The sequence below is a fragment of the Kitasatospora sp. NPDC087861 genome (genome assembly GCF_044742585.1).
Classification (GTDB): Bacteria; Actinomycetota; Actinomycetes; order Streptomycetales; family Streptomycetaceae; genus Kitasatospora.
The window spans coordinates 127,362-146,814 of sequence record NZ_JBIUUS010000014.1 but is presented as its reverse complement, the minus strand read 5'-3'; the positions used below and the strand labels follow the sequence as shown (position 1 = coordinate 146,814).

Annotated in this window: 17 protein-coding genes; 10 read left to right on the top strand and 7 right to left on the bottom strand. The window is 74.3% G+C overall.

The window, feature by feature from the left end:
* The first annotated feature begins 90 nt into the window (after positions 1-90).
* Positions 91-456, top strand: coding sequence for an Rv2175c family DNA-binding protein (locus ACIOJE_RS21085; RefSeq protein ID WP_280674507.1), 366 nt, complete (start codon positions 91-93; stop codon positions 454-456).
* A complete protein-coding gene (thiE, locus tag ACIOJE_RS21080; RefSeq protein WP_400777828.1) occupies positions 456-1,106 on the top strand; it encodes a thiamine phosphate synthase in 651 nt (216 codons plus the stop codon). The genes ACIOJE_RS21085 and thiE overlap by 1 nt, the downstream gene beginning before the upstream one ends.
* A gap of 45 nt (positions 1,107-1,151) precedes the next feature.
* On the opposite strand, the gene ACIOJE_RS21075 is transcribed toward thiE, so the two are convergent.
* Positions 1,152-2,258, bottom strand: a complete 1,107-nt coding sequence (locus ACIOJE_RS21075) for a polyprenyl synthetase family protein (protein ID WP_280674498.1) — start codon at positions 2,256-2,258, stop codon at positions 1,152-1,154.
* Positions 2,259-2,498: 240 nt separating this feature from the next.
* On the opposite strand from ACIOJE_RS21075, the gene metF reads away from it, so the two are divergent.
* On the top strand, positions 2,499-3,419 hold the full coding sequence (gene metF / locus ACIOJE_RS21070) for a methylenetetrahydrofolate reductase [NAD(P)H] (RefSeq protein WP_280674496.1): 921 nt from the start codon (positions 2,499-2,501) through the stop codon (positions 3,417-3,419).
* A 178-nt stretch (positions 3,420-3,597) separates the two neighbouring features.
* Complete coding sequence (locus ACIOJE_RS21065) at positions 3,598-4,455, top strand: hypothetical protein (protein ID WP_280674494.1); 858 nt, start codon at positions 3,598-3,600, stop codon at positions 4,453-4,455.
* Positions 4,456-4,480: 25 nt separating this feature from the next.
* Here ACIOJE_RS21065 and ACIOJE_RS21060 read toward each other — a convergent pair whose 3' ends face one another.
* Both ACIOJE_RS21060 and ACIOJE_RS21055 read right to left on the bottom strand, forming a co-directional pair.
* Positions 4,481-5,977: a phytoene desaturase family protein gene (locus tag ACIOJE_RS21060; protein ID WP_400777825.1), complete on the bottom strand. Its 1,497-nt coding sequence runs from the start codon at positions 5,975-5,977 to the stop codon at positions 4,481-4,483.
* Between the two features lie 11 nt (positions 5,978-5,988).
* Positions 5,989-6,618 carry a DUF4126 domain-containing protein gene (locus ACIOJE_RS21055; RefSeq protein WP_280674486.1) on the bottom strand — a complete coding sequence of 210 codons (630 nt, stop codon included), beginning with the start codon at positions 6,616-6,618 and terminating at the stop codon, positions 5,989-5,991.
* A 578-nt stretch (positions 6,619-7,196) separates the two neighbouring features.
* Here ACIOJE_RS21055 and ACIOJE_RS21050 point away from each other — a divergent pair.
* The 3 genes from ACIOJE_RS21050 to ACIOJE_RS21040 all read left to right on the top strand — a co-directional run bounded on the left by ACIOJE_RS21050 (position 7,197) and on the right by ACIOJE_RS21040 (position 9,362).
* The gene (locus ACIOJE_RS21050; RefSeq protein WP_400777903.1) at positions 7,197-7,763 is read left to right on the top strand and encodes an SAV_6107 family HEPN domain-containing protein; all 567 of its coding nucleotides are present in this window, start codon (positions 7,197-7,199) and stop codon (positions 7,761-7,763) included.
* Positions 7,764-7,808: 45 nt separating this feature from the next.
* The gene (locus ACIOJE_RS21045; RefSeq protein ID WP_280674482.1) at positions 7,809-8,561 is read left to right on the top strand and encodes a methyltransferase domain-containing protein; all 753 of its coding nucleotides are present in this window, start codon (positions 7,809-7,811) and stop codon (positions 8,559-8,561) included.
* 411 nt (positions 8,562-8,972) lie between these two features.
* Entirely contained in the window at positions 8,973-9,362 is a 390-nt protein-coding gene (locus ACIOJE_RS21040) for a DUF3040 domain-containing protein (RefSeq protein ID WP_280674480.1), read from the top strand.
* A gap of 139 nt (positions 9,363-9,501) precedes the next feature.
* Here ACIOJE_RS21040 and ACIOJE_RS21035 read toward each other — a convergent pair whose 3' ends face one another.
* From ACIOJE_RS21035 to ACIOJE_RS21020, 4 genes are all read right to left on the bottom strand, one after another.
* A complete protein-coding gene (locus tag ACIOJE_RS21035) occupies positions 9,502-11,940 on the bottom strand; it encodes a DUF3488 and DUF4129 domain-containing transglutaminase family protein (protein ID WP_400777822.1) in 2,439 nt (812 codons plus the stop codon).
* Positions 11,937-13,256, bottom strand: coding sequence for a DUF58 domain-containing protein (locus ACIOJE_RS21030; protein WP_400777820.1), 1,320 nt, complete (start codon positions 13,254-13,256; stop codon positions 11,937-11,939). The genes ACIOJE_RS21035 and ACIOJE_RS21030 overlap by 4 nt, the downstream gene beginning before the upstream one ends.
* Position 13,257: 1 nt before the next feature.
* Positions 13,258-14,202, bottom strand: a complete 945-nt coding sequence (locus ACIOJE_RS21025) for a MoxR family ATPase (protein WP_280674820.1) — start codon at positions 14,200-14,202, stop codon at positions 13,258-13,260.
* A 346-nt stretch (positions 14,203-14,548) separates the two neighbouring features.
* Positions 14,549-15,091: a carbonic anhydrase gene (locus ACIOJE_RS21020; RefSeq protein ID WP_280674474.1), complete on the bottom strand. Its 543-nt coding sequence runs from the start codon at positions 15,089-15,091 to the stop codon at positions 14,549-14,551.
* 561 nt (positions 15,092-15,652) lie between these two features.
* Between ACIOJE_RS21020 and rsmH the strand changes: the two genes are divergently transcribed.
* The 3 genes from rsmH (at position 15,653) to ACIOJE_RS21005 (ending at position 19,441) form a co-directional block, all read left to right on the top strand.
* Positions 15,653-16,627: a 16S rRNA (cytosine(1402)-N(4))-methyltransferase RsmH gene (gene rsmH / locus ACIOJE_RS21015; RefSeq protein WP_280674472.1), complete on the top strand. Its 975-nt coding sequence runs from the start codon at positions 15,653-15,655 to the stop codon at positions 16,625-16,627.
* A 133-nt stretch (positions 16,628-16,760) separates the two neighbouring features.
* Positions 16,761-17,258, top strand: coding sequence for a cell division protein FtsL (locus tag ACIOJE_RS21010; protein ID WP_400777818.1), 498 nt, complete (start codon positions 16,761-16,763; stop codon positions 17,256-17,258).
* Positions 17,255-19,441 carry a penicillin-binding protein 2 gene (locus ACIOJE_RS21005; RefSeq protein ID WP_280674468.1) on the top strand — a complete coding sequence of 729 codons (2,187 nt, stop codon included), beginning with the start codon at positions 17,255-17,257 and terminating at the stop codon, positions 19,439-19,441. The genes ACIOJE_RS21010 and ACIOJE_RS21005 overlap by 4 nt, the downstream gene beginning before the upstream one ends.
* The last annotated feature ends 12 nt before the right edge of the window (positions 19,442-19,453 follow it).

Genomic DNA, 19,453 nt, shown 5'->3' with positions numbered 1-19,453 from the left:
GGGGCCCTGACGGGGCCCTGACGGGGCCCTGACGGCGCCCTGGCGGGGCCTCTGGTGCGCGGCGGGCCCCCGAGGTGGCAGTCTGGTGGCGTGAGTGAGATCGAAAGCAAGATTGAAGCCCTGGTCCCCGAGTGGATGTACCTGCCCGACATCTCGGAGCAGTGGGGCGTCCGCGTCACCGAGGTCCGCGACCTGGTGCGCAGCGGCGGCCTGATCGCCGTCCGGCGGGGCCCGAACAAGTCGCTGCAGGTGCCCGCGGCGTTCATCGACGGTCCCGGGCTGGTCAAGCACCTGTCCGGCACCCTGACCGTCCTGCGTGACTGCGGGTACAGCGACGTCGAGATCCTGGAGTGGCTGTTCACCGAGGACCCGTCGCTGCCCGGCAGCCCGATCCAGGCGCTGCGCGAGAACCGCGGCACCGAGGTCAAGCGCCGCGCCCAGGCGATGCTGATCTGATGGCGGCGGACTCTCCGCGCGCCCGGCTGGCCGACGCCCGGCTGTACCTGTGCACCGACGCCCGCCGCGAGCAGGGCGACCTCGCCGAGTTCCTGGACGCGGCGCTGGCCGGCGGGGTGGACATCGTCCAGCTCCGCGACAAGGGGCTGGAGGCCAAGCAGGAGCTGGCGGCCCTGGAGGTCTTCGCAGACGCCTGCCGCCGCCACGGCAGGCTGCTGGCCGTCAACGACCGCGCCGACGTCGCGCACGCGGCCCGGCCGGACGTGCTGCACCTCGGGCAGGACGACCTGCCGGTGCCGGCCGCCCGGGCGATCCTGGGCGACGAGGTGCTGATCGGGCGGTCCTGCCACGCCGAGTCCGAGGTGGACGCGGCGGTCGCCGAGCCCGGCGTGGACTACTTCTGCACCGGCCCGGTCTGGCCGACCCCGACCAAGCCGGGCCGCCCGGCGCCGGGCCTCGGCCTGGTCTCGTACGCGGCGAAGCAGAGAACCGACCGGCCGTGGTTCGCCATCGGCGGCATCGACCTCGGCAACCTCGACGAGGTGCTGGCCGCAGGAGCCCGCCGGATCGTCGTGGTCCGCGCCATCACCGCCGCCGACGACCCGCGGGCCGCCGCCGCCGAACTGTCCCGGCGGGTGCGTTCGGCCTGACCCCCGGCGCGCGGGCCGCCGCCGTCCCCGGTACTGGCGGACTTCTCAGTACTTGCGGACGGTGGCGGCCTCGGCCAGCGCCAGCAGCACCGCGCGGGCGCGCCCGTCGACGAGCGGCGCCGCCTCCAGTGCGGCCAGCGACTGCCGCAGCAGCTCGTCGATCCGGCGCTCCACCCGCTCGGGCGCCCCGCTGCGGGCCACCAGGGCGCGCAGCCCGGCGACCTCCTCGGACGCCAGGTCCGGGGCGCCGAGCCGCTCGTCCAGGTACCGGGCGTCGGCGGCCGACAGACCCCGCATCGCGTGCGCCACCAGCAGGGTGCGCTTGCCCTCGCGCAGGTCGTCCCCGGCCGGCTTGCCGGTGACCGCCGGATCCCCGAAGACGCCGAGCAGGTCGTCCCGCAGCTGGAAGGCCTCGCCCAGCGGCAGCCCGAACGCCCCGAACGCCGCCACCAGCTCCGGGCCGGCCCCGGCCAGCAGCGCGCCGACCTGCAGTGGGCGCTCGATCGTGTACTTCGCCGACTTGTAGTGCAGCACCGTCTGCGCCCGCTCCAGCGCGCCCTCGTCCGCCGAGTCGCCGGCCACCGGCTCCAGCACGTCCAGGTACTGGCCGACCATGACCTCGGTGCGCATCAGGTCGAACACCGGCTTGGCGGCCAGCACCGCGGCCGGCTCCAGGCCCGAGCGCAGGAACAGCTCGTCGCACCAGATCAGCAGCAGGTCGCCGAGCAGCACCGCCGCCGAGGCGCCGTACTGCTCGCGGTCGCCGCGCCAGCCGCTGTCCCGGTGCAGCGCCTCGAAGCGGCGGTGGATCGAGGGCAGGCCGCGGCGGGTGTCGCTGCGGTCCATCAGGTCGTCGTGCACCAGGGCGCTCGCCTGGAGCAGCTCCAGCGCGGCCGCCGCGTTCGCGATCCCCTCGCCGTCGGCCGGGCCGCCGGCGCCGCGCCAGCCCCAGTAGCAGAAGGCCGGGCGCAGCCGCTTGCCGCCGTCCAGCAGGAAGTCGCGCAGGGCGTCGGCGGCGGGGGCGAGCTGCGGGGAGATCGTGCCCAGCAGGGCGGACTGGTCGTCCATGAACGCGGCGAGGGCGGCGTTGACGCGCGCGCGGACGTCCTCCACGTCAATGGGGTTGGCCGGCCGGTTGCTGGACGAGGTCACGATGAGGCTCCGCTGGTTCGCTGGGGTGCAGCAAGCGTAGCGGGGCAGCCGGGAACGGATGTGCGAGTTGGAGTGCGGGCCAGGGCGGGCGCCGGCCCTCGTCGGCCCGGGCGCCGGTCGGAAGCGGCCCCGGGTGGTCGAAACCTCGGGTGGAATGTCGAGTGGAATGGCGTCCGCCACTTGTCTCAATCCGTGGTACCGAGTTGTCCGGCTCCTTCGAACGCCCGATAACCTGCCAGCATGGCACTCGGCATCGCTTCCACCAGACCGGATCGCGCACTGACGGTCCGCGAGCTCCTGGCGGCCGGAAAGCGGTCCTTCTCCTTCGAGTTCATGCCCCCGCGCACCGAGGTCGGCGAGCAGAAGCTCTGGGACGCCATCCGCCGGCTCGAACCGCTCGACCCCAACTTCGTCTGCATGACGTACGGCGCCGGCGGCTCCTCGCGCGAGCGCACCGTCAACATGGTCGGCCGGATCGCCACCGAGACCACGCTGACCCCGGTCGCCCACCTGACCGCCGTCGATCACTCGGTCGCCGAGCTGCGCAACATCATCGGCCAGTACGCCGACCAGGGCGTCCGCAACGTCCTCGCGGTCCGGGGCGACCCGCCCGGCGACCCCCTGGGCGAGTGGGTCCGGCACCCGGACGGCGTCACCTACGCGTACGAGCTGGTGGAGCTGATCAAGGGCATCGGTGACTTCTGCGTCGGCGTCGCCGCCTCGCCGAACATGCACCCGCGCTCGACCGACTGGGACGACGACATCCGGCACTTCGTCGGGAAGATCCGGGCGGGCGCCGACTACGCGATCACCCAGATGTTCTTCGAGGTCGACGACTACCTGCGGCTGCGCGACCGGGTCACCGCCGCCGGCTGCGAGACGCCGATCATCCCGGAGATCATGCCGGTCACCAACGCCAAGCAGCTGGAGCGCTTCCCCCAGCTGAGCGGCTCCGCCTTCCCCGCCGACCTGGAGGCCCGCCTGCGGGCCGCCATCGACGACCCGGCGGCGCTGCGCGCCATCGGCATGGAGCACGCCACCGCGATGGCCGAACGCCTGCTCGCCGAAGGCGCGCCGGGCCTGCACTTCATCACGCTCAACCACTCCACGGCGACGCTGGAGATCTACCAGAACCTCGGCCTGCACCAGCGCCACGCCTGACCGGACCCCGCGAGACCGGACGTTCACCGGCCCGTCACCGCCCCGACGGTGACGGGCTCGGTCGTGTGCGCCGGGTCCGCGGCCGGCGGGAACGCGATGCGGTACCCCGGCCGTTGAACCGGTACAGTCGCCGCACACGCGCGGCGAGCGCGGGCACGCGACTGGAGGTAGCGGGCGGATGGGCATCGGGTACCTGCTGCTGTACGTCGCGTTGGCGGTGGTGGCGCTCTGGCTGGTCGCCGAGGTCCTGCTGCAGAACCGGGCCCCGCTGCACTGGCGGGCCCTCGCCCTGGTCGGCTTCCTCGCAGTGGCCGCCGGCATGACCCTCGGCTCGGTCCCGGTGATCGGCGCCGGCGCCGTGCTGTTCGCGCTCGGCCAGACCTTCGTCACCCTCTCCGTGAAGCGCGGGTACCGGGCCGGCTGGTCGCTGCGCAAGGCCGACGGCGCCCTGCCCGGCCCGCTCGCCAAGGTGCCGCTGCTCGGGGCCCTCACCGGCGGCGCGGTCGCCGTGGCCGCCGTCGAGGCCGGCGAGGAGCGGGTCGGCGAGGTCAGCGCCGTCGAGGAGACCCGGATCACCGCCCCGGCCGCCGAGGACGTCCCCGAGGTCGAGCAGACCGCCGCCTTCGAGATGCAGGAACTCGCCCAGGACGGCGTCTACGCGCCCGCCTACTACGAGCAGCAGCCGCACGACCCGTACGCCGAGGCCTACCAGGCCGGCTACGACACCGCCCAGCCGCAGCCGACCTACGAGCAGCAGCAGTGGCAGGGCCAGCAGCAGCCCGCCTTCGCCTACGACCAGGGCTACGGCGGCTACCCGCAGCAGCCGGACCCGTACGGCGGCTACCCCCAGCAGGACCAGTACCAGGCCTACCCCCAGCAGCAGCCCGGCTGGGAACAGCACCCGCAGCAGCAGTGGCAGACGCCCCAGCAGCACCCGGGCCAGCACCCCGAGCAGCACCCGCCGGGCATCCCGCAGCAGCAGTCGTACGACCACACCTACGGCTACCAGCAGCAGAACACCTGGCCGCAGGGCTGAGCCCCCGGTCTGGGCCCGGCGGTCGCTAGGCCGGGCCGATGAGGTCGGCGGCGATGCAGGCGGACATGCCGGACCGGGCCAGTCCGCCGCCCGGGTGGGCCGCTCCGCCGATCAGGTAGAGGCCGGGGACGGGCGACTCGTTGGCGGGCTGGAGCCACCACCCGTCCGAACCGGCGAACGCGGGCCGGGGCACCGAGCCGCCGAGCGCACCGGTCTCCCGGCGGGTGTCGTCCGGAGTGCGGACGACCCGCCACAGCACCCGCTCGCGCAGGCCCAGCCCGGCGGCGTCGGCGTGGGCCAGCAGCTGGTCCGCGTAGTGCTCGGCGAGACCGGGGGCCGTCCAGTCGACGTCGCCCTGGGCCGGGACGGTCGCGGTCAGCACCACGCTCTCGTGCGCGTCGTCGGGGCGCAGGGAGGGATCGTCCGGGCGCAGCACCTGGAGGGTGGGGCGTCCGCACGGCGGGGCCGAGAGCGTCAGGGCGTTCTGCTCGGCGGCCGGGTCGGCGGCGTGCACCACCGTCCGGTGCGCGGTGCCGTCCGGCCGGGGGCCGCGCAGGGCGAGCAGCACGCTGAACCGGCCGGGCACCTCGGACGGCTCCCACTCCTCGGTGTCGAGCCCGGGCCACCGGGCGACACCGTGGCCGAACAGGGCCCTGGTGTCCATCGAGGAGACCACCAGGTCCGCGTCGATCCGGCCGTCCGGGGTGTCGACGCCGCAGGCCCGGCCGTCCTTGAGGACCACCTCGGTGACCGGGGTGCCGAAGCGGAACTCCACCCGGCGCAGCTCGCAGCGCCGGTGGACCGCGTCCGCCAGGGCCCGCAGGCCGCCGCGGACGTACCAGACGCCGAAGGACTGCTCCATGTACGGCAGCACGGTGGCCCCGGCGGGGGCGGTCCCCGGGGGTAGGCCGAAGCGCAGGGCGTGCTCGGACAGCAGGGCGGTGAGGCCGGGGTGGCCGCCGAGTTCGCGGGCGGCGACGTCGGCGAGGGTCCACGGGCGGGGCCGGCCGAGCCGGGCGAGCAGGCCGCGCCGGGGCGGGACGGGGTAGGGGTCGGTGTGCAGCGGCGTCCGGTCGGCCGGGAGCGGCTCCTCCAGGAGCGGGCGGCGAGTGGCCTCCCAGACCGTCCGGCCGTGGTTCATGACCTCGCTCCAGCGGGCGCCGGAGCCGGCGCCGAAGGCGGCGTCCAGAGCCTGGCTGACGCCGCCGCGGGAGGCGTTGGGCAGGGTGACGGCGGTGCCGTCCGGGAACAGGTGCCGGCTCTCCGGGTCCACCGGGGCGAGGTCGACGAGCTGCTCCAGCGGCTCCTTGCCGGTCTTCAGCGCGAGGTCGCGGTAGACGGCCGGGAGGGTCAGCAGGCCGGGGCCGGTGTCGAAGGCGAAGCCGTCGCGCTCGTACCGGCCGACCATGCCCCCGTACGTGCCGCCGGCCTCGCAGACCGTCACCCGGTGTCCGAGGGTCGCCAGCCGGGAGGCCGCCGCGAGCCCGCTCATTCCTGCGCCGATGATGACGATCCGTGCCATGGCATCTGATCCTAGGGCCGTCGGACGTACGTCCGGTCCGCCCCCTCCTCGCGGGCGGCGCGGGCCGCGCGGCGTTCACGGCGGCGGGCCCGGAAGGCGCGGATCCGGCTGATCGCGAACCAGACCAGCAGCAGGCCGACGGCGAGCAGGACGGCGGCGATCGAGGCGGCCAGCCAGGGGTGGAAGATCGCCAGGGAGACCAGGCCGGCCACCGAGACGTCCTCCGCCAGGCTGACCGCGATGTTGCTGGCCGGCTCCGGCGAGGTGTTGACCGCCATCCGCAGCGAGGCCTTGACCAGGTGGCTGACCAGCGCCGTCGTGCCGCCCATCGCGCCCGCCGCGACCTCGCCGAGCGAGCCCGGGTCGGCGCTGGCGATCAGCGCTCCGACGGTGGCGCCCGCGATCGGCCGGATCACGGTGTGCACGGAGTCCCAGAGGCTGTCGACGAACGGGATCTTGTCGGCCACCGCCTCCAGCAGGAACAGCACGGCGGCCGCGATCAGCACGTCGGTGCGCTCCAGCGCGGGCGGCACCGAGTCCGCGCCGGCGAACCGGCCCATCAGCCCGAGCAGCAGCACCACCGCGTAGGCGTTGATGCCGCTGGCGAGTCCGCTGGTGAAGATCAGCGGCACGATCGTCATGGCTTCCCCCTCCTCATCGCTTCCCCCTCCTTGTGGCAACCGTGGCCGGGCCGCCCCGGCCACGCCGTACCGTACCTGGACGTACCGGGTCGGCCCGCCGGTTCCGGCCACGGCCGGGCCCGGGCGCCGGCGGATCTGAGTACGCGTACTCAGATCCCGGGTTGAGTACGCCAACGGATGGCCCGCTGTGGGCCCGGGACGGGAGAGTGGTGCCACTCGGGACGGCGGCGCGTCGGGCGTCACGCCCCGGGAGGCGGATCCGTCCGTCCACCGGTTCCTGAGGGGCCGGGGGACGGCGGCGGAGGTCCGCCACGGGAGCCGGTCACGGGCCCTGCACCGCCGACACGGGGCGGCGGAGCGGGCCGGGGGGAGATCGGCCACCGGAACGGGGAGCTCGCCACCGCCGTCCGTGGGGGAACGGCGGCGCGGCGGCGTACGGCGGCGGTGCGGGGCCGGGGGGAGGCCCGCGCCCGCCGCCGGTCACCCGGTCGGGTCCCGTTGTCAGTGGTCCCGTTCACGATGGAGGGGCACGGACCATCCGGTCCGCGCGCTGCCTCGGAACGGGGGAGACCATGACCATCAGCCATCCTGAGCCCGTCACCGCCCGCCTCCACTCCGCCGCCCTGCCGTTCTCCCCGGGCGGGCGCCCGGGTGGCGGGGACGTCCATCCCGTACTGCGCCGGATCGCCGCGCCGCCGGCCGCCCTCGACCTGCTCGCCGACGCCCACCGCACGCTCGCCCGGGCCCGTGTCCTGGAGGACCCGCTGGAGCGGTACGCCACCGCCCATCTGGCCGCGCTGCGCACGGTGGCGGCCGTGCTCGCGGTGCGCGGCCGGCCGGAGAAGAGCCCGCGTCGGCGCAAGGCCATCCGCAGTGCCTGGGAGGTGCTGCCCGAGGTGGCCCCCGAGCTGGCCGAGTGGGCGCTCTACTACGGCGCCGGCGCCCGCCGCCGGGCCGCCGCCGAGGCCGGGATCAGGGGCGCCGCCTCGGCCCGCGACGCCGACGATCTGGTCCGCAACTCCGCCCTGTTCCTGCGCCTGGTCGAGCGCCTGCTCGGCTTGCGTCCGGCCCCGCCGGCGCCACGGCTGCCGCTGGACGGCGACGAGCCGCCGGGGGTGACGGGCCCCGCCACCCGCCCGGTCTAAGGTGGAGGCATCCTGATCGATCTGCACGTGCCAAGGAGCCCCACCTTGTACCCGACGCGTCCCCGCAGTGCCCTGCGTACCGCCGTGGTGTGGGAGGTGGTGCGGGCAGCCCTGGAGAAGCGGGTGGCCGAGCTGGACCAGCCGGTGCTCGACGTGGTCGACACCGGCGGCGGCACCGGCAACTTCGCCGTGCCGGTGGCCAAGCTCGGCCACCGGGTCACCGTGGTCGACCCGAGCCCGGACGCTCTGTTCGCGCTGGAGCGCCGGGCCGCCGAGGCCGGGGTGACGGACCTGGTCCGGGCCGTCCAGGGCGACACCCAGACGCTGCCCGAGCTGATCGCCCCCGGCACCGTGGACGCGGTGTTCTGCCACGGCGTGCTGGAGGTCGTGGACGACCCGGCGGAGGCGCTCGGCAGCCTGGCCGGCACCCTGCGCCCGGGCGGCCTGGTGAGCCTGCTGGCCGCCAACCGCAACGGCGCCGTGCTGGCCCGCGCGCTGGCCGGGCACTTCACCGAGGCCCGGACGGTGCTGTCCGGGACCGACGGCCGCTGGGGCGAGCAGGACCCGATGCCGCGCCGCTTCACCGGCGAGGAGCTGGGCCGCCTGGCCGAGGGCGCGGGCCTGCGGGTGGAGTCGGTGCACGGCGTCCGGGTCTTCGCCGACCTCGTCCCCGGTGTGCTGGTGGACGCCGAGCCGGGCGCGCTGGAGGCGCTGCTGAAGCTGGAGGAGGCCGCCGCCGCGCAGCCCGCCTTCCACGCCGTGGCGACCCAGCTGCACCTGCTGGCCACCCTGGCCTGAGCCGTCGCGAGACCTCCCCGCCGCCGTACGGTTCGCACACCGTCCGGCGGCGGTTCGCTTCCCGGATGCCTGCAGGCCTCGTCCGTGTGGTCCGGAACCTGCCCAGGTCCGAACCGATTCCACCCGTTCGGGCACTTGTCCGGACCTTGTCGCGTTGGGACGGGTGCGGCCGTGCCCGGTCGAAGTGGCCCGTCCCACGCGGCGCAGACCACCCCGTAACGGGCCCACGGACCGTATGATCTGGGTAAAGCCGGAAAGCATGACAGCCGGATACGTGGGGCATATGGACGACACGGGCCGGGTCCCCCCGCACAGGCGTCCGACCGTGTGCCCCGATGGCTGATTGGACTTTGCCTCCCCGACCGGGGTGGCGGACCGGTCGCACCCGCGACCGACGAGTAGGAGGACTCCGTGCCGCTCTCGGAGCACGAGCAGCGACTGCTCGACCAGATGGAGCGAGCGCTGTATGCCGAAGATCCCAAATTCGCGACGGCGCTTGAGGGAACCGGGCTGCGCACCTACACCCGCCGGCGGGTGTACCTGGCCATCGCCGGCTTCGTGGTGGGCATCGGCCTGCTGATGGGCGGGATGGTCGTCCCCGATCAGATCTGGGTCAGCGTCGTGGGTTTCCTGGTGATGCTCGGGTGCGCGGTGTTCGCCGTGACCGGCTGGCGCCGCGGGCCCGCCGGCCAGGGCTCCGGCCCCCGGCCGGCCGCCGCGCCGCGCCGCAAGGCCGGGATGATGGACCGGGTGGAACAGCGCTGGCAGCGCCGTCGGGACGAGCAGACCGGCGGCTTCTGAGCCGCACACGGCACGCCCGCCGGGGCGCGCACACGCTGGACGAACGCCGGGGGCGGGCAGTCGGATCGACTGCCCGCCCCCGGCGTTCGCGTTGCTCCGGAACGGCTCGGGACCCCCTCGGGGATCCCCCGGAGCCCGCTCAGGACTCCGGGCCGCGGCTCCGCCGGGAGAGCACCCGCCGCACCGGGCCGGAGACCGCCGCGGACACCCGGCCGACCCGGGTGCCGATCGCCGTCCGGGCCGTCCGCAGGGCGTCGGAGATCCGCCACCACAGCTGGGCCGAGGACGGCGGCAGCAGCACCGCCCTGGCCCGCTCGACCCGGCCGGCGGTGGCCCGCAGGCCCTGCCGGGCGGTGCGGACGTCGGCCGCCAGCGGGGCGGTGGTGACCTGGCCGGACGGGGCGTAGAGCACCCGTTCGGTGGCCAGTGCCAGCCGCCCGGTGGCCGCCGCCGAGTCCGCGTCCAGCTCCGCCTTCTCGGTGATCCGCCGGGCGGTCGAACGCGGGGTGCGTGACTCGTCCGGGGGAATTCCGAGGTCCCAGGCGGAGTCGATCAGCTCGTCCCAGGCGGCCAGCACCTGGGCGTCGGTCAGCTCGGCCGGGCCGCCGCCGGGCCCGCGCCGCCCACCGCCGCCGAGTCGGCGCCGGCGCAGCGCCGCCCGCCAGAGCATCGGGACCAGCAGCAGCGCGATCACCAGCGCCACCGTGGCGGCGGTGCCCAGCACCTGCCCGGACAGCAGCCAGGAGTCGTCGGAGGCGGTGCTGACGGCCTTGCTGCTGCCACCGCACTCGCCCAGCTGGCGCTGCTTCGCGTCGCAGTCCTTGCTGGTGGTCGGGGCCGGAACCGGCGCCGAGCTCTGCGCGCCGGCGGTCGGGCGCTGGGTCGGCACGGTGGTCGGGGTGGTGGACTGCTCGGAGTAGCGGGGCTGGACGCCGCGGCTCGGGGTGGGCTCGAAGCGCAGCCAGCCGTAGCCCGCGAAGTACAGCTCGGGCCAGGCGTGGTACATCCGGCCGGTCACCGAGTAGACGTTGCCGCCCTTGGCGTCGCCGGGGGTGAAGCCGACGGCCACCCGGGACGGGATCTTCAGGGTGCGGGCCATCGCCGCCATGGTGGAGGCGAAGTGCACGCAGAAGCCCTTGCGGTCGCGCAGGAAGACCGCGATCGCGTTGCTGCCGGTGCCGCCGGTGACCGCGGTGTCGTACTGGAACTGCGGGCCGGTGAACCAGTTCACCAGCGCCATCGCCCGGTCGTAGTCGTTCTGCGCCTTGGCGGTGACCTCCCGGGCCTGCTGCGCGACGACCGGGGGGAGGTCCGAGGGGAGGCCGGTGTAGTGGTCCCGGATGTCCTGCGGCGCGGCCGCCGCGGTGCGCAGGTCATTGGCGGTGGGCCGCACGTCCAGCGAGCTGACGTGGTAGCGCAGGCCGCGGATCGCCCGGTCGTTGGTCGGGACGACGGTGCGGGTGAGCGGGTCGAGCTTCCAGTCGGCCCGGTTGGGGAGCTGGACGGACGCGGCCGGGTAGGGCATCGGCAGCCAGCTCTTCTCCAGCCGGTCGCTGATCTGGAAGTCGCCCTCGATCCGGGGGATGTTGACGTCCCGCAGGCCCTCGGGGGTGGGCAGGGTGGTCTGGAGGTCGTTGACCGTGGTGCTGCCGAGCTTCCAATTGGTCCCGTCGAACTGGTCCAGCGCCCCGGTGCGCAGGTAGATCTGGTCGGCCAGCTCGCTGTCGAGCGTGTAGGTGAGCAGCTCGTTGTCGGTCGGCTTGGTGACCTCGGACTCCAGGCTGACCAGCGGGTCGAGGCTGGTCGCCGCCCCGATGGCGTTCTTGCCCACGGCCGCGGAGCCGGGGTGCAGCAGACCGGAGTCCCAGTGCGGCAGGAGGACCGGCAGCAGCAGGGCCACGATTAGCGCGAGGATGCCGACCTGCTGGCCGCCCAGGCCGACCGCGCGGGTGCTGTCGGTGCCGCGCGAGGAGTTCGAGTTGCCGCGGAAGACCCGGCCCCAGCGGGAGACCCGGTCCTGCCCCTCGGCGAACAGCAGCACCAGGTAACCGGCCGACGCCAGGCCGAACCAGATCCAGCTGCCGCGGTCCCCGGCCAGGCCGTTGCCGACCGAGTACAGCGCCAGCAGCGGCAGCCCGGCCAGCGCCGAACGCCGGTACGTCACCGCGACGGTGTCCACCACGACGGCGACCAGGCCGACCGAGGTGACCAGGATCAGCCGCAGGCCGGCGTTGGGCGGCGCCGGGATGGCGTACTGCTGGATGTCGTCCAGACCGGAGCCGAAGACCCGGTCGAGGACGCGCAGCGAGGACGGCCCGGGCACCAGGCCGCCCAGCAGCGACCCGGAGCCGGCGAAGCCCATCAGGATCAGCAGGAACAGCACCAGCAGCTGGCCGACCGGCACCGTCCAGCGGTACAGCGGGGACCGGCGCAGGCCCGCGCCGACCGCCGCGATCACCGCGATCACCAGGAAGGCGTGGGTGATCCAGCTCCTGGTGGTGAGCAGCGGGGTCAGGCAGAGCGACGCCAGGGCGGTGGCCAGCGCCGAGTACACGGTCAGTTTGGCCCGGGTCGTCACGCGCCGGCCTCTTCTCGGTAGGGGGAGGTCGTCTTGGCGCCGTCGGCGGCCCGCCAGAGGTCCGGGACGGAGTCCCCGGAGCCGACCGGCAGGACCGTCCAGCCGGCCGCGCGCAGCTGCCGGACCCGGGCGCGGAACTCGTCGCCGCCGGTGTCGGGGGCGAGCATCCGCAGGCCCGCCCAGGTGCCGGTGTCGATCAGGAAGGCGATGGCCCCGCCGGTACGGCTGCGCAGCCGGGCGAGCCGGGCGGTCTGCGCCTCGTCGAGCTCGCCGAGGACGGCGACCAGCAACCCCTCGCCGCCGGCGCGCAGCGGTTCCTCGGCGCGGGAGAGCCCGCCGCCGTCGGACAGGTCGGCCACCGCGAGCGCGTCCAGGATCAGGCCGGAGGCGTCGGCCCCGGAGTTGCCGCCGGTGCCGGGCCCGGGCACCCACTGGCCGGTGTCGGTGAGCAGCTGGGTCTGGTAGCCGCGCTCCAGCAGGTGCACGGCGACGGAGGCGGCGCAGCTCACCGCCCACTCGAAGGAGGAGGCGGGGCCGGTGCCCCGGTGGCCGATCTCCCGGGTGTCCAGCAGGACGGTCGCCCGGGCCCGCTGCGGCTGCTCCTCGCGGCGCACCATCAGCTCGCCGTACCGGGCGGTGGACTTCCAGTGCACCCGGCGCAGGTCGTCGCCGGGCCGGTACTCGCGCAGGATCACGTCGTCGTCGCCGGCCAGCGCCAGGGTGCGGGAACGGCTCTCGCCCTGGCCGACCCACTCGCCGCTCAGTCGCACGTACGGCAGGGCCTGGACCTGGGGGACGACGGTGAGGACGTCGGAGGCGGAGAAGGAGCGGTTCACCTCGCACATCCCGAACGGGTCGGACAGCCGCAGCTGGAGCGGTCCGAGCGGGTAGCGGCCGCGCAGGTCGGAGCGGACCCGGTAGGAGACCTCGCGGTGGCCGCGCGGCTCGACCCGGTCCAGCACGAAGCGCGGGCGCGGCCCGAGCACGTAGGGGACCTTGTCCTCCAGGAGCAGCAGTCCGGTGGGCACCCGGGAGACGTTGTCGACCCGCAGGTGGACCCGGGCCTCCTGGCCGGCCACCGCCCGACGCGGGCTCAGCCGGCGGCCGCTGGCCACCCGGTAGCGGGTGTTGGCGACCACCATCGCGGCGACCAGCGGCAGCGCGGCGAGCAGCACGCCGACGCGCAGCAGCGCGTCCTGGTCGAGCACGTAGGCGCAGATCACCGCGGTGACGCCGGCGGCGAGGAAGGAGCGCCCCCGCGTGGTGAGGCCGCGCAGCCCGGCCCGCAGTCCTGACGTCGGGTCGGACGAAGCCACCTCAGCCCCTCCGGACGGCCGGGCCACCCTGCGGGCGCGGCAGCGGCAGGCGGGCGACCAGGTCGGCCACGATCTGCTCGGAGGTGCGGCGGCTGAGCTGGGTCTCGGCGGTCGGCATCAGGCGGTGCGCGAGCACGGGTACGGCCAGGCGCTGGATGTCGTCCGGGGTGACGTAGTCGCGCCCGTCGAGCGCGGCGGCGGCGCGGGCGGCCCGGACCAGGTGCAGGGTGGCGCGCGGCGAGGCGCCCAGGCGCAGCTCGTGGCTGGTGCGGGTGGCGCCGACCAGGTCGACGGCGTAGCGGCGGACCGGGTCGGCGACGTGGACGGTGCGCACCAGGTCGATCAGCTTGAGGATGTCGGCGGCGTGCGCGACCGGCTGGAGGTCCTCCAGCGGGCTGGCGCCGGAGTGCACGTCGAGCATCGCGAACTCGGCCTCGGGGCTGGGGTAGCCGATCGAGATCCGGGCCATGAAGCGGTCGCGCTGGGCCTCCGGCAGGGGGTAGGTGCCCTCCATCTCGACCGGGTTCTGGGTGGCCACGACCATGAACGGCGAGGGCAGCTCGTAGCTGGTGCCGTCGATGGTGACCTGGCGCTCCTCCATCGACTCCAGCAGCGCGGACTGGGTCTTGGGCGAGGCGCGGTTGATCTCGTCGCCGACCACGATCTGCGCGAAGATCGCGCCCGGGCGGAACTCGAAGTCGCGCTGGTGCTGGTCGTAGATGTTGGTGCCGGTGACGTCCGAGGGCAGCAGGTCGGGCGTGAACTGGATGCGGCGGACGGTGCAGTCGACCGAGCGGGCGAGTGCCTTGGCCAGCATGGTCTTGCCGACGCCGGGCACGTCCTCCAGCAGCAGGTGGCCCTCGGCGAGCAGGACGGTCAGCGCGATCCGGACGGCCTCCGGCTTGCCCTCGATCACGCTCTCGACGTTGGCGCGGATCCGGTCCACGACCGCGGCGAGCTCGGGAAGTCCGACCCGGTGGTGCCCGTCGGCTCCCTGTTCTCCCCCCGCGGGACCGCCGAGACCGGCCTGATCGCTGTAGCTCGTCACCCGTATACGCTCCCTGGCACCCTGTGCCCGCCTCACCCCGAGGCCGGACCCCACCCCATGCTGGACGCGGCCGCTCCTGGGGCGGTTCCGTCGCGGATCCGGCGCCGGGGTAGCGGCCTGCGGCCTGGCCGCCCCAGGTGGTTCGGGGTCAGACCGGCAGGCGCATTCTCCCCTGTCAGGTGGCCAGAAGTCACCCTCGGGAGAGCCCCGGATGCCCGGACGCCGTCGGCCGGGTGGTGCCGGGTCAGTGGATCTCGCGGAGCAGTCCGGTGTGGACGTCGAAGACGAAGCCGCGGACGTCGTCGGTGTGCAGCAGGAACGGCGAGGTGCGGACCCGCTGCATGGACTGGCGGACGTCGCCGTCGAGGTCGACGAAGGCCTCCACCGCCCACTGCGGGCGCTGGCCGACCTCCAGTTCCAGCTCGCGGCGGAAGTCCTCGGTCAGCCCGAGCAGGCCGCAGCCGGTGTGGTGGATCAGCGCGATCGAGCGGGTGCCGAGGGCACGCTGGCTGATGGTCAGGGAGCGGATGGTGTCGTCGGTGACGACGCCGCCCGCGTTGCGGATGACGTGTGCGTCGCCCAGTTCGAGGCCGAGCGCCGCGAACAGGTCGAGGCGGGCGTCCATGCAGGCCACCACGGCGATCTGCTGCACCGGGCGGGCGTCCATGCCGCCGTCCCGGAAGGTCACGGCGTACTCGCGGTTGGCCGTGACGAAGCGGTCGATGATGGCGGGGCTCGGGGAGTCGGCAGCGGCGTTCGGCGTGGGCCGGTCGGGGGTCACTGTCATGGTGGCGACGTTAGTGCGATTCGGGCGGCCGCGGTGGGGCGGAGAGCTACAGATCGGGCCGCTGTGATCGAGCGCATAGCCACAACGGACCGGCCGCTGCGTGCGTTCGGACGGGTTTGTCCGACCTGGTCCCGAGGTGGCCGAGGAGGGGGTGCACGGACGGGGCGCGCGGCCGCTCCCGCAGGCCCCCGGTCGAGGCCTCCGCGGAGCCACTCCCATGGCCGCGACCTGCGGTGATCCGTACGGCCGCCCGGGTGGTGCGCCGGAGCGGACCATTGACTGGCGGGGTCCGCGCGATAGAGTTGCGGCGCAGTGGAGCACACCCGCCGGAGCCCGTCAACCGGGCCTCTCCGGACTGGGTGGCCCGTTCGATGCGGCCCGTGGCCTCCACCCGCTCCGTGCTCACCTGGCGCACCTTCCCCGGCGCCGGGCGGTCACGATCTTCCCCCTGAGCGGGCGGGGACCACGGGCCGCGTCGTCGTGCCGTGGAGCGGTGGGCGAGAATGGTCGGAGCTCCCGGACGTCGGGCTGCTCCGCACCTGAGGAAGGGCGCCCCCGCGCATGACCACCAACGATCCGGGCCCCAAGCACGTTCCGGTGATGCTGCAGCGGTGCATGGACGCGCTGGCTCCGGCCATCTCTAGCCCCGGGGCCGTGGTGGTGGACGCCACCCTCGGCCTCGGCGGGCACAGCGAGGCGCTGCTCACCCAGTTCCCGCAGGTGCGGCTGGTCGCGGTGGACCGCGACCCGCAGGCGCTGAAGCTGTCCGGCGAGCGGCTGGCGCCCTTCGGCGAGCGGGCCACCCTGGTGCACGCCGTCTACGACGAGATCCCCGAGGTGCTGGAGCGCCTGGACATCGACCGGGTGGACGGCATCCTGTTCGACCTCGGCGTCTCCTCGATGCAGCTGGACGAGGCGGACCGCGGTTTCGCGTACGCCCAGGACGCGCCGCTGGACATGCGGATGGACCAGACCCGGGGGATCAGCGCGGCGGAGGTGCTGAACACGTACAGCCACGGTGACCTGGCCCGGATCCTCAAGGTCTACGGCGAGGAGCGGTTCGCCGGGAAGATCGCCTCGGTGATCCTGCGGGAGCGGGAGAAGGAACCGTTCACCAACAGCGCGCGTCTGGTCGAGTTGGTGCGCAACGCCATTCCGGCGGCGACCCGCCGGACCGGCGGGAACCCCGCCAAGCGGACGTTCCAGGCGCTGCGGATCGAGGTCAACGGCGAGCTGGAGGTCCTGGACCGGGCGATCCCGGGTGCCCTGGAGACCCTGGCGATCGGCGGTCGGATGGTCGTGATGTCCTACCAGTCGCTGGAGGACCGGCTGGTGAAGCAGTACTTCGCCGCCGGGGCGACCAACACCGCGCCGCCGGGGCTGCCGTTCATCCCGGAGGAGCACCAGCCCTGGCTCAAGCTGATCACCCGTGGTGCCGAGTTGGCCACGGAGGCGGAGATCGAGGAGAACCGGCGCGCCGCGCCCGTACGGCTGCGGGTGGCGGAGAGGATCAGGGACCGAAGCAAGCGGGGCTGAAACGTCGGCCCCGGCGGGGTCCGAAGGGCGGAGGAGAGCAGTGGGGCCGGTGGCCGGTGAGGTCCGGGCGGGGCGGGGAGCAGTCCCCGGACAGGGCAGGGCGCGGATCACGGTCCGGCCGGGGCGGCGTTCGGTGCGGGGGCGTACGCCGTTCGCGGTGCTCGTGGTGGTGCTGCTGGCGGCGGGGTTGCTCGGGCTGCTGGCGCTGAACACGGCGCTCAACGAGGGCTCGTTCGAACTGTCCCGGCTCCAGAAGCAGACCACCGTGGCGACCGACGAACAGCAGGGCCTCCAGCACCAGATCGACCAGAGTTCGGCGCCGGACGCGCTGGCCCGGAGGGCCGCCGAGATGGGCATGGTCCCGGCCGGCGGGATGGCCTTCCTCGACGTCCCGAACGGCGGCAAGGTGATCGGCACTCCCGGACCGGCGCAGGACAGCCCGCCGGTCAAGCGCTCGACGGTGGAGCCGTGGCCGACGAAGTCGTCGCCGGGCGCCCAGCCGGGTGCCGCGCCGGATCCCCAGCCGAGCGCGCCGAGCCCGGCGGCGACGGCCGGTGACTCCGTGGTCCAGATCAACCCCGCCTCCCCGGCCGCGCCCGCGCCGCAGCCGAGCGGGGGTGCGGGCCGATGACCACGCCACGCCAGCCGTCCGGCGGATCCGGCAACGGCCGCCGCCAGCCGCCCAGGGGTGCCGCGCCGCGCCCGGCCGCGCCGCGCGGCCAGTCCGCCAAGGCCCAGTCCGGCAAGGGGCAACCCACGAAGGGGCAGCCCGCCAAGGGCCAGCCGGCCCGGTCGCCGCAGCCCGGCAAGGGCCAGCCCGCCAAGGCCGCCGCCCGTACGCCCCGCGCGCCGCAGCAGCGCCGTCCCGAGGGCCGTCCGCCGGCCCGGAGCCAGGCCGCCGTCCGGCCGCGCCGCCCGCAGCGGCCCAAGGCGCTCCGGCTGGCCGAGCCCAAGCGTCGCCTGCGGGTGATCACCGTGGTGATGTCGCTGGTGTTCTCGGTGTTCGCCGGCCGCTTGGTGCAGCTCCAGCTGCTGGACTCCGACGCGCTGGCCGCCGACGCCAACACCAACCGCTACCAGAACATCCCGATCACCGCCGAGCGCGGTTCGATAACGTCCTCCGACGGGGTGGCGCTGGCCGCCACCGTCGACGCGTACGACATCACCGCCGACCCGGCGATGTTCACCCCGGCGGCGACCGGCATCCCGGACGCCCCGGAGCAGGCGGCCGCCCTGCTGGCGCCGATCCTCGGCGTGCCCAAGGAGAAGATCGCCGCCGACCTGCACACCCCCAAGACCCGCTACAAGCGGCTCGCCGCCCAGCAGACCCCGGCCACCAAGAGCCAGATCAGCGACCTCAAGGCGAGCCTGGAGAAGCAGGCCGGCTCGCGGACCTGCCAGGCCCAGAAACGGCTGCTGACCAAACCCGCCGACCAGGGCGGGCGCACCCGGGTCGACAACGGGTGCGCCAACCCGCTGGCCGGCGTGTTCAACCGGGAGACCCAGAAGCGGATCTACCCCGCGGACGGGCTGGCCGCCAACCTGGTCGGCTTCGTCAACGGCGAGGGCGAGGGCGCCGGCGGCCTGGAGCTGCAGTACCAGAAGCAGCTGGCCGGCAAGGACGGGCACAGCAGCTACGCCCAGGCGGGCGGCCGGCTGGTGCCCACCGCTGGGGGCTCGATGGACCCCGCGGTGCCCGGCAACGACGTCAAGCTGACCATCAACCGGGACATCCAGTGGGCCGCCCAGCGGGCGATCACCGACCAGGTGGCCAACTCCGGGGCGGAGAAGGGCTACGTCGTCGTCCAGGACGTGAAGACCGGTCAGGTCCTCGCGATGGCCACCGCGCCCGGCTTCAACCCGAACGACCTGAGCACCGCCAAGCAGTCCCAGCTGGGCAACGCCGCCCTGCAGGACGCGTACGAGCCGGGCAGCACCGCCAAGCTGATGAGCCTGGCCGCCGTGCTGGACACCGGCAAGGCCACCTGGGACACCAAGGTCACCGTCCCCAACCGGCTGGTCCGGGCCGGCCAGGAGTTCAAGGACGACGTCAACCACGACCCCTGGTACCTGACCCTGGCCGGGGTGCTCGCCAAGTCCTCCAACATCGGCACCATCGAGGCGGCCGAGACGCTCGGAGCCGACCAGGCGGAGTCCAACAGGGTGCTGGACGGCTACATGCGCAAGTTCGGCGTCGCCCAGCCCACCGGCCTGAACTTCCCCGGGGAGTCCTCCGGGATGCTCAAGAAGCCGGAGGACCTGGTCGCCTCGGAGAAGTACAACATCGCCTTCGGCCAGGGCCCGCTGCAGATGAACGCGCTGCAGGCCACCTCGGTCTACTCGACCATCGCCAACGGCGGCGTCCGGGTCGCGCCCAGCATCGTCCAGGGCACCACCAGCCCGGGCGGCAAGTACACCCCGACCCCGCCGGGCGAGCAGACCCGGGTGGTCAGCCCGGAGACCGCCAAGACCCTGACCTCGATGCTGGAGTCGGTCGTCGACGACGAGCAGGGCACCGGCGGCAAGGCCGCCATCCCCGGCTACCGGGTCGCCGGCAAGACCGGCACGGCCAACCGGGGGGCCGCCAACGGTGTCGGCTACGACGGCTACACCGCCTCCTTCATCGGCTTCGCCCCCGCCGACGCTCCCCGGTACACCGTCTCCTGCACCCTCCAGGGCCCGGTCAACGGCCACTTCGGCGGCCAGCTGTGCGGCCCCGTGTTCAAGCAGGTGATGGAGTTCACCCTGAAGACCATGCAGGTCCCGCCGAGCGGCAGCCAGGCGCCCAACCTGCCCGTCGAGTGGAAGCCGTGAGCGAGGATGAGC

What these genes read in the sequence shown, in the direction of transcription:
- ACIOJE_RS21060 (WP_400777825.1), bottom strand. Translation starts at nt 5,977, where the DNA reads ATGGCACGGATCGTCATCATCGGCGCAGGAATGAGCGGGCTCGCGGCG.
- ACIOJE_RS21020 (WP_280674474.1), bottom strand. Translation starts at nt 15,091, where the DNA reads ATGACAGTGACCCCCGACCGGCCCACGCCGAACGCCGCTGCCGACTCC.
- metF (WP_280674496.1), top strand. Translation starts at nt 2,499, where the DNA reads ATGGCACTCGGCATCGCTTCCACCAGACCGGATCGCGCACTGACGGTC.
- ACIOJE_RS21005 (WP_280674468.1), top strand. Translation starts at nt 17,255, where the DNA reads ATGACCACGCCACGCCAGCCGTCCGGCGGATCCGGCAACGGCCGCCGC.
- rsmH (WP_280674472.1), top strand. Translation starts at nt 15,653, where the DNA reads ATGACCACCAACGATCCGGGCCCCAAGCACGTTCCGGTGATGCTGCAG.
- ACIOJE_RS21065 (WP_280674494.1), top strand. Translation starts at nt 3,598, where the DNA reads ATGGGCATCGGGTACCTGCTGCTGTACGTCGCGTTGGCGGTGGTGGCG.
- thiE (WP_400777828.1), top strand. Translation starts at nt 456, where the DNA reads ATGGCGGCGGACTCTCCGCGCGCCCGGCTGGCCGACGCCCGGCTGTAC.
- ACIOJE_RS21055 (WP_280674486.1), bottom strand. Translation starts at nt 6,618, where the DNA reads ATGACGATCGTGCCGCTGATCTTCACCAGCGGACTCGCCAGCGGCATC.